Annotated in this window: 16 protein-coding genes; 6 read left to right on the top strand and 10 right to left on the bottom strand. The window is 73.0% G+C overall.

What is annotated here, in order from left to right; genetic code table 11:
• Positions 1-9: 9 nt before the first annotated feature.
• Positions 10-1,266 carry a multidrug effflux MFS transporter gene (locus QUG92_RS01530; protein WP_182045994.1) on the bottom strand — a complete coding sequence of 419 codons (1,257 nt, stop codon included), beginning with the start codon at positions 1,264-1,266 and terminating at the stop codon, positions 10-12.
• Positions 1,267-1,532: 266 nt separating this feature from the next.
• On the opposite strand from QUG92_RS01530, the gene QUG92_RS01525 reads away from it, so the two are divergent.
• Positions 1,533-2,114, top strand: coding sequence for a TetR/AcrR family transcriptional regulator (locus QUG92_RS01525; RefSeq protein WP_069712156.1), 582 nt, complete (start codon positions 1,533-1,535; stop codon positions 2,112-2,114).
• Between the two features lie 52 nt (positions 2,115-2,166).
• On the opposite strand, the gene QUG92_RS01520 is transcribed toward QUG92_RS01525, so the two are convergent.
• The 5 genes from QUG92_RS01520 to QUG92_RS01500 form a co-directional block, all read right to left on the bottom strand.
• Entirely contained in the window at positions 2,167-2,709 is a 543-nt protein-coding gene (locus QUG92_RS01520) for a type 1 periplasmic-binding domain-containing protein (RefSeq protein ID WP_289457432.1), read from the bottom strand.
• A 44-nt stretch (positions 2,710-2,753) separates the two neighbouring features.
• Entirely contained in the window at positions 2,754-4,142 is a 1,389-nt protein-coding gene (locus QUG92_RS01515) for an MFS transporter (RefSeq protein WP_289457431.1), read from the bottom strand.
• Between the two features lie 122 nt (positions 4,143-4,264).
• Positions 4,265-5,410, bottom strand: coding sequence for a cystathionine gamma-synthase (locus tag QUG92_RS01510; RefSeq protein ID WP_289457430.1), 1,146 nt, complete (start codon positions 5,408-5,410; stop codon positions 4,265-4,267).
• Between the two features lie 80 nt (positions 5,411-5,490).
• Positions 5,491-6,855 carry a cystathionine beta-synthase gene (locus QUG92_RS01505; protein ID WP_289457429.1) on the bottom strand — a complete coding sequence of 455 codons (1,365 nt, stop codon included), beginning with the start codon at positions 6,853-6,855 and terminating at the stop codon, positions 5,491-5,493.
• Positions 6,856-6,941: 86 nt separating this feature from the next.
• The gene (locus QUG92_RS01500; RefSeq protein ID WP_289457554.1) at positions 6,942-8,837 is read right to left on the bottom strand and encodes an ABC transporter ATP-binding protein; all 1,896 of its coding nucleotides are present in this window, start codon (positions 8,835-8,837) and stop codon (positions 6,942-6,944) included.
• A gap of 117 nt (positions 8,838-8,954) precedes the next feature.
• Here QUG92_RS01500 and QUG92_RS01495 point away from each other — a divergent pair, with 117 nt between their 5' ends.
• Positions 8,955-10,379 (top strand): APC family permease, encoded by a 1,425-nt coding sequence (locus QUG92_RS01495; protein ID WP_182045989.1) that lies wholly within the window; start codon positions 8,955-8,957, stop codon positions 10,377-10,379.
• 174 nt (positions 10,380-10,553) lie between these two features.
• Complete coding sequence (locus QUG92_RS01490) at positions 10,554-11,474, top strand: hypothetical protein (RefSeq protein WP_289457428.1); 921 nt, start codon at positions 10,554-10,556, stop codon at positions 11,472-11,474.
• 157 nt (positions 11,475-11,631) lie between these two features.
• On the opposite strand, the gene rplL is transcribed toward QUG92_RS01490, so the two are convergent.
• The 4 genes from rplL to QUG92_RS01470 all read right to left on the bottom strand — a co-directional run bounded on the left by rplL (position 11,632) and on the right by QUG92_RS01470 (position 15,080).
• Positions 11,632-12,015, bottom strand: a complete 384-nt coding sequence (rplL, locus tag QUG92_RS01485; RefSeq protein ID WP_069712149.1) for a 50S ribosomal protein L7/L12 — start codon at positions 12,013-12,015, stop codon at positions 11,632-11,634.
• 51 nt (positions 12,016-12,066) lie between these two features.
• Positions 12,067-12,582, bottom strand: coding sequence for a 50S ribosomal protein L10 (gene rplJ, locus QUG92_RS01480; RefSeq protein WP_069712148.1), 516 nt, complete (start codon positions 12,580-12,582; stop codon positions 12,067-12,069).
• Positions 12,583-12,873: 291 nt separating this feature from the next.
• A complete protein-coding gene (locus QUG92_RS01475) occupies positions 12,874-14,334 on the bottom strand; it encodes a sensor histidine kinase (RefSeq protein ID WP_289457427.1) in 1,461 nt (486 codons plus the stop codon).
• A gap of 11 nt (positions 14,335-14,345) precedes the next feature.
• Positions 14,346-15,080, bottom strand: a complete 735-nt coding sequence (locus QUG92_RS01470; protein ID WP_491700631.1) for a response regulator transcription factor — start codon at positions 15,078-15,080, stop codon at positions 14,346-14,348.
• A gap of 132 nt (positions 15,081-15,212) precedes the next feature.
• On the opposite strand from QUG92_RS01470, the gene QUG92_RS01465 reads away from it, so the two are divergent.
• From QUG92_RS01465 to QUG92_RS01455, 3 genes are read left to right on the top strand one after another with little or no spacing between them, the layout of a single operon-like run.
• Positions 15,213-16,268, top strand: a complete 1,056-nt coding sequence (locus tag QUG92_RS01465; RefSeq protein WP_289457426.1) for an acyl-CoA dehydrogenase family protein — start codon at positions 15,213-15,215, stop codon at positions 16,266-16,268.
• A complete protein-coding gene (locus QUG92_RS01460; RefSeq protein ID WP_289457425.1) occupies positions 16,265-17,614 on the top strand; it encodes a bifunctional PIG-L family deacetylase/class I SAM-dependent methyltransferase in 1,350 nt (449 codons plus the stop codon). The genes QUG92_RS01465 and QUG92_RS01460 overlap by 4 nt, the downstream gene beginning before the upstream one ends.
• Positions 17,611-18,342, top strand: a complete 732-nt coding sequence (locus QUG92_RS01455) for a glycosyltransferase family 2 protein (RefSeq protein ID WP_289457424.1) — start codon at positions 17,611-17,613, stop codon at positions 18,340-18,342. The genes QUG92_RS01460 and QUG92_RS01455 overlap by 4 nt, the downstream gene beginning before the upstream one ends.
• Positions 18,343-18,365: the final 23 nt, after the last annotated feature.

Below are 18,365 nucleotides of genomic sequence, written 5' to 3'. Positions count from 1 at the left end.
TGCGGTCGGTCAGTGCGAGAGCGCCGGGACCGTCCTCGGCCGCACGACGACCCACAGCACGAGGACCGCGACCGCCGCGGTGCAGCCCATCACTGCGGCCATCGGAGTCGCGGCGTCGATGCCGATGATGCCCACGATCGGCGACACGAGGCCGGCGACGCCGAAGTTCAGGGCACCGAGGAGCGACGCGGCGGTGCCGGCCTCCTTGCCGTGCGCGGCGAGCCCGATCACCTGCACGAGCGGGAAGGTGAAGCCGCAGGCGGCGATGAAGAACCACAGCGGCACGAGGACGCCGACGAGTCCGGCACCGAGCTGGTCGAGGACGACGATCGCCGCCGCCGACACGAAGAGCGTCGCGGTCGAGCACGCCAGGATCCACTGCGGGCCGACCCGCTGCGCCAGCCGTGAGGACACCTGCACCCCGACCACGACACCGATGGAGTTCACCGCGAAGAGCAGCCCGTACTGCTGGGCGTCGAGCCCGTAGACGGTCTGGAAGAGGAACGGCGACGCGCTGAGGTACGAGAACAGGCCGCTGAAGACCATCGCGCCGATCAGCGCGACCCCCACGAAGATCCGGTCCGAGAGCAGCGCGCGGTAGCGCTGCCCGATCGTGGAGTGCCCGGCCTCGTGCCGGCGGGCCTTCGGCAGCGTCTCGACGATGAGCAGGGACGAGGCGATCACGACCGCGGCGCCGTAGCAGGCGAGGAAGACGAAGACCCCGCGCCAGCTGACGAACTGCAGCATCTGCGAGCCGATGAGCGGCGCGAGGATCGGCGCGAGGCCGTTCACCATCGCCAGGCGCGACAGCATGCGCACGAGCGGCTTGCCGCCGAACAGGTCGCGCACGGTCGCCATCGCGACGACGCCGCCCGCGGCCGCCCCCATGCCCTGCAGCACGCGGAAGAGCGCGAGGACCTCGACGTCCGGCGCCAGCGCGGCACCGACGGACGCGGCGACGTGCACCGTGGTCGCCACGATGAGCGGGAGCCGTCGACCGACCTTGTCGCTCCACGGACCGACGAGCAGCTGCCCGACGGCGAAGCCCAGGGTGGTGGCCGTCAGCGTGAGCTGCACCGCGCCCTCGCTGATGCCGAACTCGCGCTCGAGCGACGGGAACGCCGGCAGGTAGAGGTCGATGGTGAACGGCCCGAGCGCGGTGAGCGCGCCGAGCACGAAGACGTAGACGAGTCGCTGACGCCGGGTGAGGGCGTCACCGGGGTGCAGCACGACGCGGAGCGATCCGGTGGTGGCGGGCGCGGTCACGAGCGGTCCTTCACGGGAGGAGGGGTGCAGGAGAGACGGGTGCGGGGCTCGTCACGTGACACGGCAACGGCTGCGTCGACGCGGGTCGAATCGATTCGGCCCCGGAACCATCGTAGGGCCTGCACGCCCGCTCGCGGAACGCCCACCGACGGAGGGGCCCGTCACACTGCGCTCTCCGACCCGTCCGCGCGGTCGGCGTGCGGTAGCGTCGGACTGCTCGGGCACGCGTCGGTGACCGGGCCGACGCAACAGAAGGGGGTGGTGTCGTGGTCGACGCCCGCATCCTGCACACGACGGCGGCGCTGCGCGAGGCGATCCTCCGACTCGCCGCCGATCGCCCCGTGTCCCGGATCACCGTCGCCGACGTCACCCGCGCCGCGGGGATCAACCGCGCCACCTTCTACTCGCACGCCGTCTCCCCCGGGTCCCTGCTCGCCGACGTGCTCACGCCGGAGCTCGACCGGATCCGGGAGGAGGACGTCGAGGCCCGCCGCACCGCCGCCGCACGCGGAGCCGACACGGACGAGCTCGCCGCGATCACCCGACGGGGCATCGACGCCGTCGTCGAACACGTCGTCGCGCACCGCGACATCTACGCGCGGGGGCTCCCGGACACCGAGGACGCCTCGCTGCACCGGCTGCTCGTCGAGCACTTCACGGTGTCGAGTGCGCAGCACATCCGCGAGCTCGACGCCGCGGCCCGCCCGGCGATGCTCGACGACGTCGCCGCGGGCTTCGTCGCACAGGGCTTCGTCGGCGCGATCGGCGCCTGGCTCGCCGGACCACGGCGCTCCCGCAAGGCCCTCGTCGAGACGATCACGCTGTCCTTCCCGGCGTGGTGGCACTGACCGACCGCCGTCCCGCCTGAGCGGTAGGGGCCGGGCACGGGCGCGCCCGTGGTCAGTCGTCCGCGTCCGGCTGCTCGCCGCGCTGCAGTGACCGGACCACGTCGACCGCGGTGCGCGCGGTCGCGCCGGGGTCGTCTGACGTCGGCACCCGGTGGTCGGCCGAGACGCCGTCGCCCCCGGTCCCGCTCGCCGGCACCGCGTCGCCGAGCGAGACGACGACCACGCCCGCGTCGTGCGCCGTCTGCACCGCACCCGCGAGCGACCCCGCGTCGACGGCACGGACCAGCAGCGCCTTCGCCCCGTCGCGGACGAGCCCGTCGACGGCCTGCCGCTGCGCCGTCGCCGCGTCCGCCCGGGGCGCCACACGGACGTCCGGCCGGAAGCCCGCGTCACCGAGCCCGTCCTCGAGGTCCGCCGCGAGGGCGTCGTCGCCCGGCGCGAGCACCACACCGACCACGGCGTTCCGGTCGAAGCCGCCGTCGGAGCTCGTCAGGTCCGTGCTGCGCACGGGTGTGGGTGCCGCGGTCGTCGCACCCTGGCACCCGGTGAGGGCGAAGGCGGCGCCCACCAGGACGGCGACGACGGTGATGCGCACTCCGGTCCTCCACTCGGTCGGTGTGCCACGCTACCGCCGGGACGTCAGCTCCGTGCGGGCCCCGCCGCCGGTGCCGGCACCGGGCCGAGCCGGTGGACGGCGACGGCCGCCACGAGCGCGATGCCCGTCATCGCGACGAACACGAGCGGGAACGACCAGTCGCCGTCCGCTCCCCCGCTCCCCACGAACAGCAGGCCCGTGACCGCGAGCCCGACCACGCTGCCGGACGCGTCGGCGATCGTCAGCGCGGAGCTCGCGAACCCGTCGTCGCCCTCGCGGGAGAAGCGCAGCGTGAGCATCGAGAGCCGCGGGTACATCGCCCCCATGCCCGCGCCGCCGACGAACCACCCGGCGACGAGCACCGCCCACGGCAGGTCCCAGAGCGCGACGGCGAGCGCCGTCAGCAGGCTCACCAGGACGAGTGCGAGCCCGGCGCGGAAGGTCCGGGCCGCGGTGAGACGGTCCTCCCCGAGCCGCCCGTGCAGCCAGCTCGCACCGGCCCAGCTCAGCGCCGCCACGGTGAGCGCCAACCCCGCGGCCGACGCCGACAGCCCGTGGCGTTCCTGCAGCAGGAACGGCACGTACGCCTCGCTGCCGAAGAACGCCGCCGCGACGAGCCCGCGGAGCAGCACCACCGACGGCAGGCCGGGCGCGGCGCGGAAGGTCCCCGTCGGCAGCAGGGGTCGCAGCGCCGCCCAGGCCCCGACGACGCCGATCACGACCGCGGCGATCCGCGCCCCGACCCCGAGGTCCGGTGCCACGTTGAGCAGCAGGATCGCCACCGCCGCCCCCACCGACCAGGCGATCCGGCCGCGCTGCCAGGCCGGGCGACGCTCGACGGGCGGGGCGTGCAGGCGGGACAGCGTCGGCACGAGCAGCGCGAACGCGACGAGTGCGATGACGAGCGCCCCGGCGAAGACCCAGTGCCACCCCCACACCTCGGTCACGACGCCGGCGAGCGCGGGTCCGACCAGCGCGGGCACCACCCACGCGGCCGCGAACCCGGCGAACACGGGGCCGTGCAGCTCCGCCGGGAAGATCCGGGCGACGAGCACGTAGAGCACGACGTCGACGGCCCCGGCGCCGAACCCCTCGACCAGGCGCCCGACGAGGAAGACCTCCATCGTCGGTGCGAGCATCACCACGGCCGTGCCGATCGCGAAGAACGCCGCGGACACCCAGGCGACGAGGCGGCCGCCCGAGCGGTCCGACCAGTTGCCGGCCAGCACCATGCCGGGCACCCCGGCGGCGAGCGGCGCGGCGAACGCGAGCGCGTAGAGGGTCTGCCCGTCGAGGTCGCGACTGATCTCCGGCATCACCGTGGTCATCGCCAGGTTCTGGAACGCGGCGACCCCGACGATGGCGACCATGCCGAGCGTCGCCAGGGCGTACCGCCCACCGAGGATCCCCGACCTCGTCGCCACGCTGCTCACCGGGCCAGCCTAGGGGCCGGCACCGACGGTCTGACGGGCACCACGACGGACGGGAGGCGCCCCACCGCTCCGGTGGAGCGCCTCCCGTCCGTCGCCCTGTCGGTGCACGGCCCGTGGCCGCGTCAGCGGGACAGCGCCTGCAGCACGTCGGCGACGAGGTCGCCGCGGTCCTCGATGCCCACCGAAAGCCGGACCACGTTCTCCGGCACCGCGAGCTCGGTCCCCTTCACCGACGCGTGCGTCATCTCGCTCGGGTACCCGATGAGCGACTCGACGCCGCCCAGGGACTCGGCGAGCGTGAAGACCTCGGTCGACTCGACGAACCGCTTCGCGGCCTCGGGCCCACCCGTGAGGGCGACGGACAGCATGCCGCCGAAGCCGCTCATCTGCTTCGCCGCGACCTCGTGCCCGGGGTGGTCGGTGAGGCCGGGGTAGTACACGCGCTCGACACCCGGAGCGGACACCAGGGCCTCGGCCACGGCCTGCGCGTTCGTCGAGTGGCGCTCCATGCGGACCGGGAGCGTCTTGATGCCGCGGGTGGTCAGGAACGCGTCGAAGGGCGAGCCGATCGCGCCCGCACCGAACTGCAGGAAGCCGACCTGCTCGGCGAACTCCTGGTCACGCAGCACGACGGCACCGCCGACCACGTCGGAGTGGCCACCCAGGTACTTCGTCGTCGAGTAGGACACCGCGTCGGCACCGAGCGACAGCGGCCGCTGCAGGTACGGCGAGGCGAAGGTGTTGTCGACGACGACGAGCGCGCCGGCCTCGTGCCCGACCTCGGACAGGAGCGTGATGTCGGCGATCTTCATGAGCGGGTTCGTGGGCGTCTCGACCCACAGGACCGTCTTCGCCGGGGCGCCCTCGAGCGAGGCGCGGACCCGGTCGACGTCGCTCATGTCGACCACCACGAGCTCGACGCCCCACGGCACGTGCAGCCGGTTCACCAGGCGGTGCGTGCCGCCGTAGACGTCGTTGCCCATCACGACCCGGGAGCCGGGCTCCAGGTACGCGCGGAGCAGGGCGTCCTCGGCGGCGAGGCCGGACGCGAACGAGTACGCCGCGACGCCCCCGTCGAGGTCGGCGAGCAGGGTCTGCAGGGCGTCCCGCGTGGGGTTGCCCCCGCGGGAGTACTCGTAGCCGTCCCGCATGTTGCCGACGCCGTCCTGCACGTAGGTGCTGGTGACGTGGATGGGCGGGATGACGGCGCCGGTGGTGGCGTCGGGGTCCTGGCCGGCGTGGACGGCGCGGGTGGCGAACTCGGTCATGCGTGCTTCGGTTCCTCGGGGGTCGGGGGTCACTCGGAGAGGGAGGTCACTCGGAGAGCGGGGTCACTCGGCGAGCGGGGTCACTCGGAGAGGGAGGTCAGGAGGTCGTGACGGGTCAGGACCGTCACGGGCTTGCCGTCGTCGACGACCAGGAGCGCGTCGACCGTCTCGAGCGCACGGCGGGCCGCCGACAGCGACTCCCCCACGCCGATGAGCGGCAGCGGGTCGCCGACGGAGCCGCTGACCGCGTCGGTCATGGCGACGGCGCCGGTGAAGACCTGCTCGAGCAGGTCCTTCTCGGCGACCGCACCGACGACCTCGCCGATGACGACGGGCGGTTCGGCGCTGAGGACGGGCATCTGCGAGACGCCGTACGTCGACATGATCTCGACCACGTCGCGGACCGTGTCCGACGGGTGCGCGTGCACGAGGTCCGGCAGGCGGCCGTCCTTGCCGGCGACGACCGACCCGACGGTCCGGGCGTCGTCGGTCTCGGCGAAGCCGTACGAGCGCATCCAGCGGTCGTTGAAGATCTTGCCGAGGTAGCCACGTCCGCCGTCGGGCAGGAGCACCACGACGACGTCGTCCTCGGTCAGGTCGCGGGCGGCGCGCAGTGCGGCGACGACGGCCATGCCGCTCGAACCACCGACCAGCAGCCCTTCCTCGCGCGCCAGGCGACGGGTCATGGCGAACGACTCCGCGTCGTTCACCGCGATGATCTCGTCCGGCACCTCGGGGTCGTAGGCGGGCGGCCAGATGTCCTCGCCGACGCCCTCGACCAGGTACGGCCGGCCGGAGCCGCCGGAGTAGACGGAACCCTCGGGGTCGGCGCCGACGATCCGGACGCCGCCGTCCGACACCTCCTTGAGGAACCGGCCGGCACCGGTGATGGTGCCGCCGGTGCCGACGCCGGCGACGAAGTGCGTGAGACGCCCCTCGGTGTCGCGCCAGATCTCCGGACCGGTCGTCTCGTAGTGGCTGCGCGGGCCGTTCGGGTTCGCGTACTGGTTCGGCTTCCAGGCGCCCGGGATCTCCTCCGCCAGGCGGTCCGACACCGAGTAGTAGGACTCCGGGTCGTCGGGTGCCACGGCGGTCGGGGTGACGACGATCTCGGCACCGTAGGCGGTCAGGACGTTCCGCTTGTCCTCGCCGACCTTGTCGGGCAGGACGAACACGCAGCGGTAGCCGCGCTGCTGGGCGACGAGCGCGAGCCCGACCCCGGTGTTGCCGGATGTCGGCTCGACGATGGTGCCGCCCGGACGCAGTTCACCGGATGCCTCGGCGGCGTCGATGATCCGCGTCGCGATCCGGTCCTTCGCGGAGCCACCGGGGTTCAGGTACTCCACCTTCACGAGGACGGTGGCCCGGATCCCCTCGGTGACACGGTTCAGGCGGACGAGCGGGGTGTCGCCGACGAGGTCGACGACGGAGTTCGCGTAACGCACGCCGCAGAGTCTAGGCGGCACCCCCGGCGGTGCGCTGGGTCGCGACGCCGGATTGCGCGGCGGTCCCTCGGTCGTCGGCGCGCAGCTCAGCGCCCGGCGTCGACGGGCGCGTCCTGCTGGTGGAAGGCGTCCTGCTGGTGGAAGAGGGACGCGTAGACGCCGTCGCGCGCGAGCAGCTCGTCGTGCGACCCCCGCTCGACGATCTGCCCGTGGTCGAGCACGAAGATGACGTCGGCGTCGCGGATCGTCGACAGCCGGTGCGCGATCGAGATCGTGGTCCGCCCGGCGGCAGCGGTGTCGAGCGCGGTCTGCACGACGTGCTCGGAGATCGAGTCGAGCGCGCTCGTCGCCTCGTCGAGCACGAGCACGGGCGGGTCCTTGAGCAGCACCCGCGCGATCGCGATGCGCTGCTTCTCGCCGCCGGAGAGCCGGTAGCCGCGCTCCCCCACGACGGTGTCGTAGCCGTCCGGGAAGGAGGCGATCGTGTCGTGGATGTTCGCGGCCCGCGCGGCCCGCTCCAGCTCGGCGGCGGTCGCGTCCGGCTTGGCGTACCGGAGGTTGTCGCCGATCGTCGCGTGGAACAGGTACGTCTCCTGGCTGACGATGCCGACGTGTCGCATCAGGTCCTCGTGCTCGAGGTCGCGCACGTCCTGCCCGGCGAAGCGCACCGAGCCCGCCGACGCCTCGTACAGCCGCGGCACCAGGTACGAGATCGTCGTCTTGCCGGCGCCCGAGGGACCGACGAAGGCGGCGAACTGGCCGGGCTCGAGGTCGAAGGAGACCCCGCGGAGCGTCGGCTTGTCCGGCTCGCCGTCGGGGTAGGCGAAGGTGACGTCCTCGAACGCCACGTGCCCGACGCGGCGCTCGTCGACCTTCCGCGCGGTCGGTGCGTCGGTGATCGCCGGCCGCAGGTCGAGGTACTCGAAGATGCGGGCGAACAGTGCGCCCGAGGTCTGCAGGTCGAGCACCACGCGGAGCAGGCCGACCGTCGGGAACAGCAGCCGCGACTGCACGGTGGTGAAGGCCACGATCGTGCCGGCGGTGATGGGGACGTCGCCGATGATGAGGTACGCGGCGACGACGTAGATGACCGCGGGGATGATCGACAGGAAGACCTGGACGATGGCGAAGAACCACTGTCCGGACATCTGCTGGCGCACCTGCAGCTGGATCTGGTTCCGGTTCTCGTCCCCGTAGCGCTGCGTCTCGCTGCGCTGCTGGTTGAAGGACTTGGCGAGCAGGATGCCGGAGACGCTGAGGGCCTCCTGGGTGATCGCGGTCATGTCCGACAGCGACTCCTGCGTCTGCCCCGCGATGCGCGCGCGGACCTGACCGACCCGACGCTGCGCGATGACCAGGAGCGGCAGCAGGACCACCGCGACGATCGTCATCTGCCAGCTGAGCAGGAGCATCGCGACCACGGCGGCGATGACCGTGACGGTGTTGCCGAGCACGGACGAGATCGTGTTGTTCAGCACGCTCGCGACCCCGCCGACGTCGTTCTGCAGACGCGACTGGATCACACCGGTCTTCGTGCGCGTGAAGAACGCCAGTTCCATGCGCTGCAGGTGGGCGAACAACCGCATGCGCATCGCGCCCATGACCTTGTTGCCCACCGTCGCGGTCAGGTACGTCTGCCAGATGCCGACCCCGGCGCTCGCGATCCAGAGGGCCACCATGCCGCCGACGAGTTCGAGCAGCACGGGGACGTCCGGCCGTCCCGAGGGCGGGAACAGCCCGCGGTCGAACGCCTGCTGGGTGAGCAGCGGCGGGATGACCGACAGGGCGGCGCCGACCAGGACGAGGGCCACCGTGAGGACGATCGAGCGGCGGTGCGGCACGAACAGGCCGGCGATGCGGCGGACCAGGTGCGGGATGCGCGGCGCCTCGGCGTTGGCGGCTCGCTGCGCCTGGACGTCCCCGCTCGAGATGCGCCCGCCGCCGCGCGGACCGCCGCCACCGACCCGCGCGCCGTGCCCCATGCTCATGCGCCCAACCTAGACCCGGCTCCGGACACCGGCGGTGTGCGACGTATTTGACCCCGTTCAGGGGCCGTGCCACCATCAGCAGTCCCCTTCCCCCGCTCCACCAGAGGTCCCATGACGTCCGCGCCCACCCGCCCCACGTCCCTCCGTCAGCAGCTCGCGCGGCGCAAGCCGATCGAGCAACTGCAGGCCGAGGCCGCGCGCGGGGTGGACGGCGCACCGCTCCGCCGGTCGCTCGGCGTGTGGCACCTCACGATGATCAGCGTCGGCGCGACCCTCGGCACCGGCATCCTCGTGGTGCTCGGCACCGCGGTCCCGCTGGCGGGCCCGGCGGTCTGGATCTCGTTCGTGCTCGCGGGCGTCGCGGCCCTGCTCTCGGCGCTCTCCTACGCCGAGATGGCCGGTGCCGTGCCGACCTCGGGCTCGAGCTACTCCTACACCTACGCGACCATGGGCGAGGGCATCGCGTGGGTCTGCGGGTGGTGCCTCGTCCTCGAGTACGCCGTCTCGGTCGCCGCGGTCGCCGTCGGCGCGAGCGAGTACGTCGACGAGACCCTGCGCGTCTTCGGGCTGCACCTGCCGACGGCCCTCGCCGCACCGCCCGGGGACGGCGGCGTCGTCAACCTGCCGGCGGCGGTCCTGGTGCTCCTCGCCACGGCGGTCCTGCTGCCCGGCGCGCGGGAGAGCGCCTGGGTGAACACGCTGATGGTCGTCGTGAAGATCGCCCTGCTCGTCTTCTTCGTCGTCGTGGCGTTCACGGCGTTCCGGGCGCAGAACTTCGAACCGCTCGCGCCGATGGGTGCCGCCGGGGTGACGGCCGCGGCCTCCCGGCTGTTCTTCTCGTACATCGGGTTCGACGCCGCGTCGACCGCCGGCGAGGAGGCGAAGGACCCCCGCCGCGACCTCCCCCGCGCCATCATCGGCTCGATCGCGCTCATCACCGCGCTGTACATCCTCGTCGCGATCGCCGCGATCGGGGCCCGCGCGTGGACGTCGTTCTCGTCCGACGAGGCCTCGCTCGTCCGCATCGTGGTCGACGTCACCGGCCAGCCGTGGGTCGCCCTGGTCTTCTCCGTCGGCGCGGTCGTCGCGATCGCGAGCGTCGTGCTCACCGTGCTCTACGGGCAGACCCGCATCCTGCTCACCATGGCCCGGGACGGCCTGGTGCCGAAGCTGTTCGGTCGGGTCTCGCACCGGACCGGCACGCCCGTCGCCGGCACCCTGGTGGTCGGCGTCGTCGTCACCGTGGTCGCCGCCCTGGTGCCGCTGGGCGAACTCGCCGACGCCACGAGCATCGGCACGCTCGTCGCCTTCGCGCTCGTGAACGTCTCGGTGCTCGTCCTGCGCCGCAGCCGACCGGACCTCGAGCGCTCGTACCGCGTGCCGCTGTTCCCGGTCGTCCCGGTCCTCGGCACGCTCTGCTGCGTCCTGCTCGCGGTGTTCCTCGGCGCCGGCACGTGGATCGCGTTCGGCGTGTGGATGCTCGTCGGCGCCGCGCTCTACCTGGCCTACGGCCGCCGCCACAGCACGCTGCGCTGACGCGCTGCCGGCGGCCGAGCCTCGTCTCAGCGGACACTTTCGCAGTCCCGAAGCCGCGAAAGTGTCCGCTGACACGAGCCTCGCGACTCCTCCCCACGCGCGAGTCGCAGCGTCGCCGTCCACAAGTCGGCCGACGCGTACCCGGGCGGGCCTGCTCTGCACGACCGTGGCGGGATGCGACACCACCGAGAACGTCCAGCGCTCCTCCGCGCCGAGGACGACGCATCGGCCCGGACGCTGCGGCGGCAGCACCGTGCGGGTTCAGTCGTGCGACTGCGCGCGGGCGTGTACATCGCCCGATCGTCATGGGAGCAGCTCGACGCGAGCGACCGGCACCTCGTCCGGGCCTGGGCCGTGGCCCCGGCGGTCCCGTCCGGCGGCGCCTTCTCGCACCTCACCGCGGCGCTGATCCACGGCTGGCCGGTCATCGGTCCCGTCCCCGAACGCGTCCACGTGACCGTCCCCGCCCTGGACACGACCGTCCACCGCGCGGGCCTCGTGCTGCACGCGCCCGGGATCGGACCGTTCGACCTCGCTCGCGCCCGGTTCGACGGGGTCGCGGTCACCGCTCCGACGACCACCGCCTCGGCCGTCGCGCGTTCAGCGCCCGTCCACGTCGCCGCCGTGGCCGTGGACGGCGCCGTGCGGACGGGCGCACTCGACGTTGCCGCCGTTGAAGCCGCGCTGCCGCCCGGCTCACACCGAGGCTCGAGGCGAGCCCGCGTGGTGCTCGCAGCGCTCGACGCCCGACACGAGTCCGTCGGCGAGTCGTACACCGCGGTCCGACTGGTCGAGAGCGGGTTCACCGCGGTCGTGCCGCAACACGAGTTCCGCCACGGTCGTGGTGTCGATCGCGTGGACTTCTGGCTCCCGGAGACCGGCGTCGTCGTCGAGTTCGACGGCAAGCAGAAGTACGTGGACCGTGCCATGCTCGCCGGCCGTGATCCGGCAGAGGTGGTCTGGCAGGAGAAGCTGCGCGAGGACCGGATCCGTCGACGACGGGAGGTGCGTGCCGTCGTCCGGGTGACCTGGTGGCACCTGGAGCGGCTCGACCGTTTCCAGGCCCTGCTCCGCTCGCACGACGTGTTCGGCTGAGACGAGACTCGCCTGGACGGACACTTTCGCGGTCCTCGAAGCACGAAAGTGTCCGCAGAGTCGAGTCTCGCGCCCGCGCCCCCACCCCGCCCCACCCCGCACACGACGAAGGCCGCCGCCCCGAGGGGCAGCGGCCTTCGTGACCAGAAGGAACGAACTACGCGAGCTCGACCGTGGCGCCAGCAGCCTCGAGGGACTCCTTGGCCTTGTCAGCGGTCTCCTTGTTGACACCCTCGAGCACCTTGGCGTCGGGGGTCTCCACGAGCGCCTTGGCCTCGCCGAGGCCGAGCGACGTGAGGCCACGGACCTCCTTGATGACCTGGATCTTCTTGTCACCGGCCGACTTGAGCACGACGTCGAACTCGGTCTTCTCCTCGACCTCCTCGGCGGGGGCAGCAGCGCCACCGGCCGCGGCGACCGCGACGGGGGCAGCAGCGGTGACCTCGAAGACCTCCTCGAACTTCTTCACGAAGTCCGAGAGCTCGATGAGCGTGAGCTCCTTGAAGGCCTCGATGAGCTCGTCCTGCGAAAGCTTCGCCATGATTTTCTCCTACTACTAGCTAGAACGTGTGGTTGATGAACGCGTGCCTGGTCAGGCCGCGGACTCCTGCTTCTCGCGGAGGGCGTCCACGGTGCGGACGGCCTGCGAGAGGGGTGCCTGGAACAGGTACGCAGCACCGAACAGCGAGGCCTTGAAGGCGCCGGCGAGCTTGCCGAGCAGGACTTCACGGGACTCGAGGTCGGCGAGCTTGTCCACCTCGGTCGCGGTGAGCGGGTTACCGTCGAAGTAACCGCCCTTCACCACGAGCTGGGGGTTCGCCTTGGCGAATGCACGCAGCGACTTCGCGACGGCGACGGTGTCACCGTGGACGAAGGCGAGAGCGGACGGACCGGCGAGCTCGTCGTCGAACGACGAGATGCCGGCGTTGTTCGCCGCGATCTTGGTCAGCGTGTTCTTCACCACGGCGTACGTGGCGTGCTCACGGATCGAGTTGCGGAGCTCCTTGAGCTGCGCGACCGTGAGACCGCGGTACTCGGTGAGCAGGACGGCGTTCGAGCTCTGGAATGCATCCGTGAGCTCGGCGACCGCAGCTTCCTTGTTCGCCATGGTTCTCCTTGGGGGTTTCTTGCCGGCTAGCCCCAGGTCGATGACTGTGACGAGCACAGTCCACACACGAAAAAAGCTCCGGCGCAGAGGCTCGGAGCTGCTCCCCCGCGAACGGGAGGAGTGGTTCTGAACACCTGCGCTGGACTCCCCACGAGTGAGGACCTTCGGTCTGCGCGCAAGCGCACAGACGACCGGCGGTCTTTGGCTTCGAAGAAGGTACCACAGGATCCGGACCGCGACCAACCGTCGGACGGGAGGCACGGTGCGGGCCCGCCCCGCGCCTCCCGTCCGTCACGCGGTCGGGACCGCCTTCGCCGAGCCGTCGGCGGTCGCCACCGCCGGCCGTGTGGCCGGCAGGTGCACCGTGAACACGGTGTCCCCCGGCACGCTCGCCACCGCGACCCGACCGCCGTGCGCCTGCACGACTGCGTCCACGATGGCCAGGCCGAGCCCCGTCGAGCCCGCGCTCCGCGACCGCGAGCTGTCCGCCCGGGCGAACCGCTCGAAGAGCTTCGGCAGGAACTCCGGGTCGATCCCCTGCCCGTCGTCGCGCACGGTCAGGTCGACCCCGTCCGCGACCCGGTGGATGCCCACGGTGATCCTGGTGCCCTCCGGGGTGTGCGTCCGGGCGTTCGTCACGAGGTTCACGACCACCTGGTGCAACCGCGCGGCGTCCCCGGGCACGACGACGGGCTCGGACGGCACGTCGAGCGCGATGACGTGGTCGGGCGATGCAGCGTGCGCGTCGTTCACGGCGTCGAGGACCAGACCGGTCAGGTCGACGTCGGCGAACTGGACCTCGCGGCCCTCGTCGAGCCGCGCGAGGAGCAGCAGGTCCTCGACCATGCTCGTCATCCGGACCGACTCGGACTCGATCCGGCTCATGGCGTACACGACGTCCGGCGGCAGGTCGGCTCCCATCCGGCGGGTGAGCTCGGCGTACCCGCGGACCGACGCGAGCGGGGTGCGCAGCTCGTGCGAGGCGTCCGCGACGAACTGCCGGACCTTTTGTTCGGAGCGCTCACGCGCCTGCATCGCCCCGGCGATGTGCCCGAGCATCCGGTTGAACGCGGTGCCGACGCGGCCGACCTCGGTCCGGGGATCGGTGTCGGGGACGCGCACGCCGTCGAGGGTCTCGCTGCGCTCCAGCGGCATCCGCGCGACGGCCGACGCGGTCTCGGCGACACGGTCGAGCGGCCGGAGAGAACGACGGACCGCGGCCGCGGCCACCGCCGACGCGGCGAGCAGGGCGACGGCGGTGACGACGAGCACGACGCCGAGGAGCTTCCAGACGCTCTCGTAGACGGGTGCCATCGGCAGGCCGACGACGAGCACGGCGGGTCCGACCGGGGCGGCCGTGACGCGGTAGCGGCCGAGCTCGCTGCCGAGGTCGACCGTGTGCGCCGCACCGTCGACCGTCACCTCGCCGAGCGGCCGGGCGGCGGCGCTCGAGATCCGGTCCACGTCGCCGGCGTTGTCGAGCACGCTGCCGACCGCCGCGTTGCCGTTCAGGAAGTAGACGGTCAGGGTTCCCGCGGCCTGTCCGGAGGGCCGCCCGATCTCGAGACTCGGGCCGTTCGGGCCCTGGTTCTGCAGGGACTTCTGCGCCCGGCTCGTGGCGTACTGCAGCTGCTGGTCGATCGCCGACCGCTGGATGGAGAACAGCGCGATGATGCTCCCGGCACCGATCACCGCGCTCACGGCGACGACCAGCGCCACCGTGCTCAGGACGAGCCGTCGACGGAGGGTCACGTCGCCGCCCCTCAGGACGTCGGCTTGATGACGTACCCGACGCCCCGCACCGTGTGGATCATCGGGGTCTCGCCGGCGTCGATCTTCTTGCGCAGGTAGGAGATGTAGATCTCCACGACGCTGGACTTGCCGCCGAAGTCGTAGGACCAGACGCGGTCGAGGATCTGCGCCTTGCTCAGCACCCGCCGCGGGTTCCGCATGAGGAAGCGCAGGAGCTCGAACTCGGTCGCGGTCAGCTCGACGGGCCGCCCGGCGCGGGAGACCTCGTACGACTCCTCGTCGAGCACGAGGTCACCGACCACGATGCGGGAGTCGCCGGCCTCGGACACCGAGATCTGCGAGCGGCGGATGAGCCCACGGAGCCGGGCCACGACCTCCTCGAGCGAGAACGGCTTCGTGACGTAGTCGTCGCCGCCCGCCGTCAGGCCCGTGACGCGGTCCTCGACGGAGTCCTTCGCGGTGAGGAAGAGCACCGGGGTGTCGTCGTCGGCCTGTCGGAGCCTGCTGAGGACCTGGAGGCCGTCGAGGTCCGGCATCATCACGTCGAGCACCATCGCGTCGGGCTTCCACTCGCGCGCGGTGGCGAGGGCGTCCTGCCCACCGTTCGCGCTCTTCACGTCCCACCCCTCGTACCGGAGCGCCATCGAGAGCAGGTCCGTCAGGCTGGCCTCGTCGTCGACGACGAGGATGCGCAACGGGGTGCCGTCGAGGCGGGTGAGACGTGGGGCTGCGGCGGGCTGGGAGATGGTCACGTCTTCGAGTATCGAGGGATTCCTATGAGGCGTCTGTGGAGCGCCTCTCTGCGTTCTGTGGATCGCACGACAGGAGCCGGAGGAGTCCGGGTACGCCCTCGGCACGCACCCCGTAGCGTCGGGGTCATGCTGCGTTCCCCCGCCTGGCCACCGTCCGCTGCGGCGGTCCGGACCGCGGACGTCGAGGCGTCTGCCGGGAGGCCCGGTGCGACCCCGTCCGAGCGGCTCACCGTCGCGCGGACCCTCGCGTCCACCACCCCGCTCCTGACCTCCGGCACCGCCGGTGCCGTCCTCGCCACGCTGGCGGCGGTCGCCGCAGCGGACGTCGCGACGGCCCGTACCGTCGAGCCGCACCTCGACGCGCTCGGCATCCTCGCCCAGGCCGGAGTCCCCGTGCCCGACGACTCGACGTGGGGCGTGTTCGCCGCGGAGGCCCCCGGCCTGCGACTCGAGGCGACGAGGGACTCCTCCGGCGGCGTGCGGCTGCACGGGGTCAAGCCGTGGTGCTCGCTCGCCTCGTCGCTGTCCCACGCCCTCGTCACCGCGCACGTCGGCGACGAGCGGCAGCTGTTCGCGGTCGACCTGCGGCAGCCGGGCGTCACGGTGCACGACGAGTCGTGGGTCGCGCGCGGGATGCCCGACGTGCCGAGCGGGCCGGTCGAGCTCGACGGTGTCGCCGCGGAGCCGGTCGGCGACCCGGGGTGGTACCTCACCCGACCGGGCTTCGCCTGGGGCGGGATCGGCGTCGCTGCCTGCTGGTGGGGCGGTGCGGTGGGCCTGGCCCGGCTGCTGCGCGCGACCGCCGCGGCCCGTCCGTCGTCCGAGCTGCTGCAGGAGGCCCTCGGCGCCACCGTCCTCGACCTCGCCGACGCGGAGGACGCCCTCGCGACGGCGGCGGCCCGCATCGACGGCAGCGCGCACGGTGCGGACACCGACCCCGGTGCGGACACCGACACCGACTGGTCGCTCCTGGCGCAGGTCACCCGCTCCCGGGTGCGCCGTGCGGTCGACGCCGTGCTGCAGCGTGTCGTGTCCACCGTCGGACCGGCACCGCTGACCCGGGACGCCGAGGTCGCCGCCCGCGTGGCCGACCTCGGGCTCTACGTGCTGCAGGACCACGGGGCCCGGGACACCGCCCGGGTCGGCCGGATCGTCCTCGAGCGCGGCGGTGTCGCGTGGTGAGCTTCGACCACCGGGAGCCCGGCACGGACCCCGCGGCGTGGACGGCGTTCCTGGCGGCAGTCCCGCCGACGCCCGTCGACCTGCACGGCGTCGACGCGGTCGTGGTCGTCGCGCCGCACCCCGACGACGAGACGCTCGGCGCCGGCGGGCTCGTCGCGGTGGCCGCGGACGCCGGGATCCCGGTGCACGTCCTGCTCGTCACCCGCGGTGAGCACTCCCACCCGGACTCCCCCACGACCACGCCCGAGGAGCTCGCGCCGCGACGGTCCCACGAGTTCCGCGCGGCGCTGCGCACCCTGCACCCCGCGGCGAGCGCCACCGAGCTGGACGTGCCGGACGGCGGCCTCCGCGAGCACGTCGACGTGCTCCGGACGGCCCTGGAGCACCGGCTCGCCGGGGCACCACGCCCGACGCTCGTGGTGGCCCCCTGGCGGGGCGACGGGCACCGTGACCACCGCATCGCCGGCGAGGTCGCCGAGCAGGTCGTCGCCGCGACCCCCGGCACCGACCTGCTCGCCTACCCGGTCTGGGCCTGGCACTGGGACGACCCCGCGGTCCCGGTGGCGCCGTGGGACCGGGCACGCGCGCTGCCGCTCGACGCCGACGTGCGCGACCGGAAGGCCCGGGCGCTCGCGGCGTACCCGTCCCAGACCGAGCCCCTGTCCGACGCCCCCGGGGACGAGCCGATCGTCGACGGCCGGCACGCCGCACACCACCTGCGGGCCGAGGAGTGGTTCTTCGCACCGCTGCGGTCCCGGTCGGCGGAGTCGTTCGACGCGCACTACGCCCGGAAGCCCGAGGGGTGGGACTTCGACGGCTCCTGGTACGAGCAGCGGAAGCGCGCCGTCACCCTCGCAGCGCTGCCCCGTCCGCGGTTCCGCTCAGCCCTGGAGCTCGGCTGCGCGACCGGTGTCCTCACGGCGGCGCTCACCGAGCGGGCCGACCGCGTGACCGGCACCGACGTCGCCGCCGCAGCGATCGAGCAGGCACGCCGACGCGCTCCCGGCGCCCGGTTCGAGCAGGCGGCATTCCCCGCCGAGTGGCCGTCGGGTCGGTGGGACCTCGTGGTCCTCTCCGAGGTCGGCTACTACCTGTCGCCCGACGACCTCGACCGGACCGTCGACCGCGTGCTCGACTCGCTCGACGACGACGGCGTCCTCGTCGCCTGCCACTGGCGACATCCCGACGACGAGGCGGTGACCGACGGTGACACCGTCGACGCGCGCATCGCAGCCCGGTGGCCACGCCCGGCGATCGTCCACCACGTCGAGGACGACTTCGTGCTCAGCGTGTTCCCCGGACCGTCGGTCGTGTCGGTCGCCCGGGCGCAGGGACTCGTCCGGTGAGCACCGCCCGCATCGACGTCGTGGTCCCGGTGCACGACGAGGAGGACACGGTCGGCCGGTCGCTCGACGCACTGTCGGCGGCGGTCGCGTCGCTCGCACGCGACCGCCCCGGCGTCGCCGTCGGCGTGACGCTCGTGCTCGACGGCTGCACCGACGGCACCGCGGCCGTCGTCGACCGTGCCCGCCGGACCGACCCGACGTGGTCCGGTGGTGCCCTGCACGTCCGGACCTCCGCGCACGTGGGCGTCGGCCGTGCCCGTGCCCTCGGGACCGCGCACGCGCGGCTCCTCGCCGACGGGGTCGTCCCCGGCCGCCACTGGTTCGCGCACACCGACGCCGACTCCCGTGTGCACCGCGACTGGCTCGTGCAGCAGGTCGACGCGATGCTCGCCGGGGCGCACGTGCTCGTCGGCGCGGTCGTCCCCGACCCGGACGACCTCGACCCGGTCGTCCTCGAACGCTGGCGTCGGGCGCACCCGCCGGGGGCCACCCTCGGGCACGTGCACGGCGCCAACCTCGGCGTCCGGGCGGACGCCGACGCCGCCCTCGGCGGGTTCGACCCCGTCCCGGAGCACGAGGACGTCCGGCTGGTCGAGCGCGCCCGGGCGCTCGGTCTCGACGTCCGTGCCACGACCGAGCTGCCGGTGGTCACGAGCGGGCGCTTCGCCGGCCGCACCCCCGGCGGCTACGCCGAGCACCTCCGCCGCACCTACGGCGACGCCGTCTGATCCTCCCCCTCCGCAGGACGGGG

Origin of the sequence: Curtobacterium citri, from assembly GCF_030362955.1 — a bacterium.
Classification (GTDB): Bacteria; Actinomycetota; Actinomycetes; order Actinomycetales; family Microbacteriaceae; genus Curtobacterium; species Curtobacterium citri.
The sequence above is the reverse complement of the archived record's forward strand: the minus strand, read 5'-3'. Positions and strand labels throughout refer to the sequence as shown.

What these genes read in the sequence shown, in the direction of transcription:
- QUG92_RS01465 (WP_289457426.1), top strand. Translation starts at nt 15,213, where the DNA reads ATGCTGCGTTCCCCCGCCTGGCCACCGTCCGCTGCGGCGGTCCGGACC.
- QUG92_RS01510 (WP_289457430.1), bottom strand. Translation starts at nt 5,410, where the DNA reads ATGACCGAGTTCGCCACCCGCGCCGTCCACGCCGGCCAGGACCCCGAC.
- QUG92_RS01495 (WP_182045989.1), top strand. Translation starts at nt 8,955, where the DNA reads ATGACGTCCGCGCCCACCCGCCCCACGTCCCTCCGTCAGCAGCTCGCG.
- QUG92_RS01500 (WP_289457554.1), bottom strand. Translation starts at nt 8,837, where the DNA reads ATGGGGCACGGCGCGCGGGTCGGTGGCGGCGGTCCGCGCGGCGGCGGG.
- rplJ (WP_069712148.1), bottom strand. Translation starts at nt 12,582, where the DNA reads ATGGCGAACAAGGAAGCTGCGGTCGCCGAGCTCACGGATGCATTCCAG.
- QUG92_RS01490 (WP_289457428.1), top strand. Translation starts at nt 10,554, where the DNA reads ATGCGACACCACCGAGAACGTCCAGCGCTCCTCCGCGCCGAGGACGAC.
- rplL (WP_069712149.1), bottom strand. Translation starts at nt 12,015, where the DNA reads ATGGCGAAGCTTTCGCAGGACGAGCTCATCGAGGCCTTCAAGGAGCTC.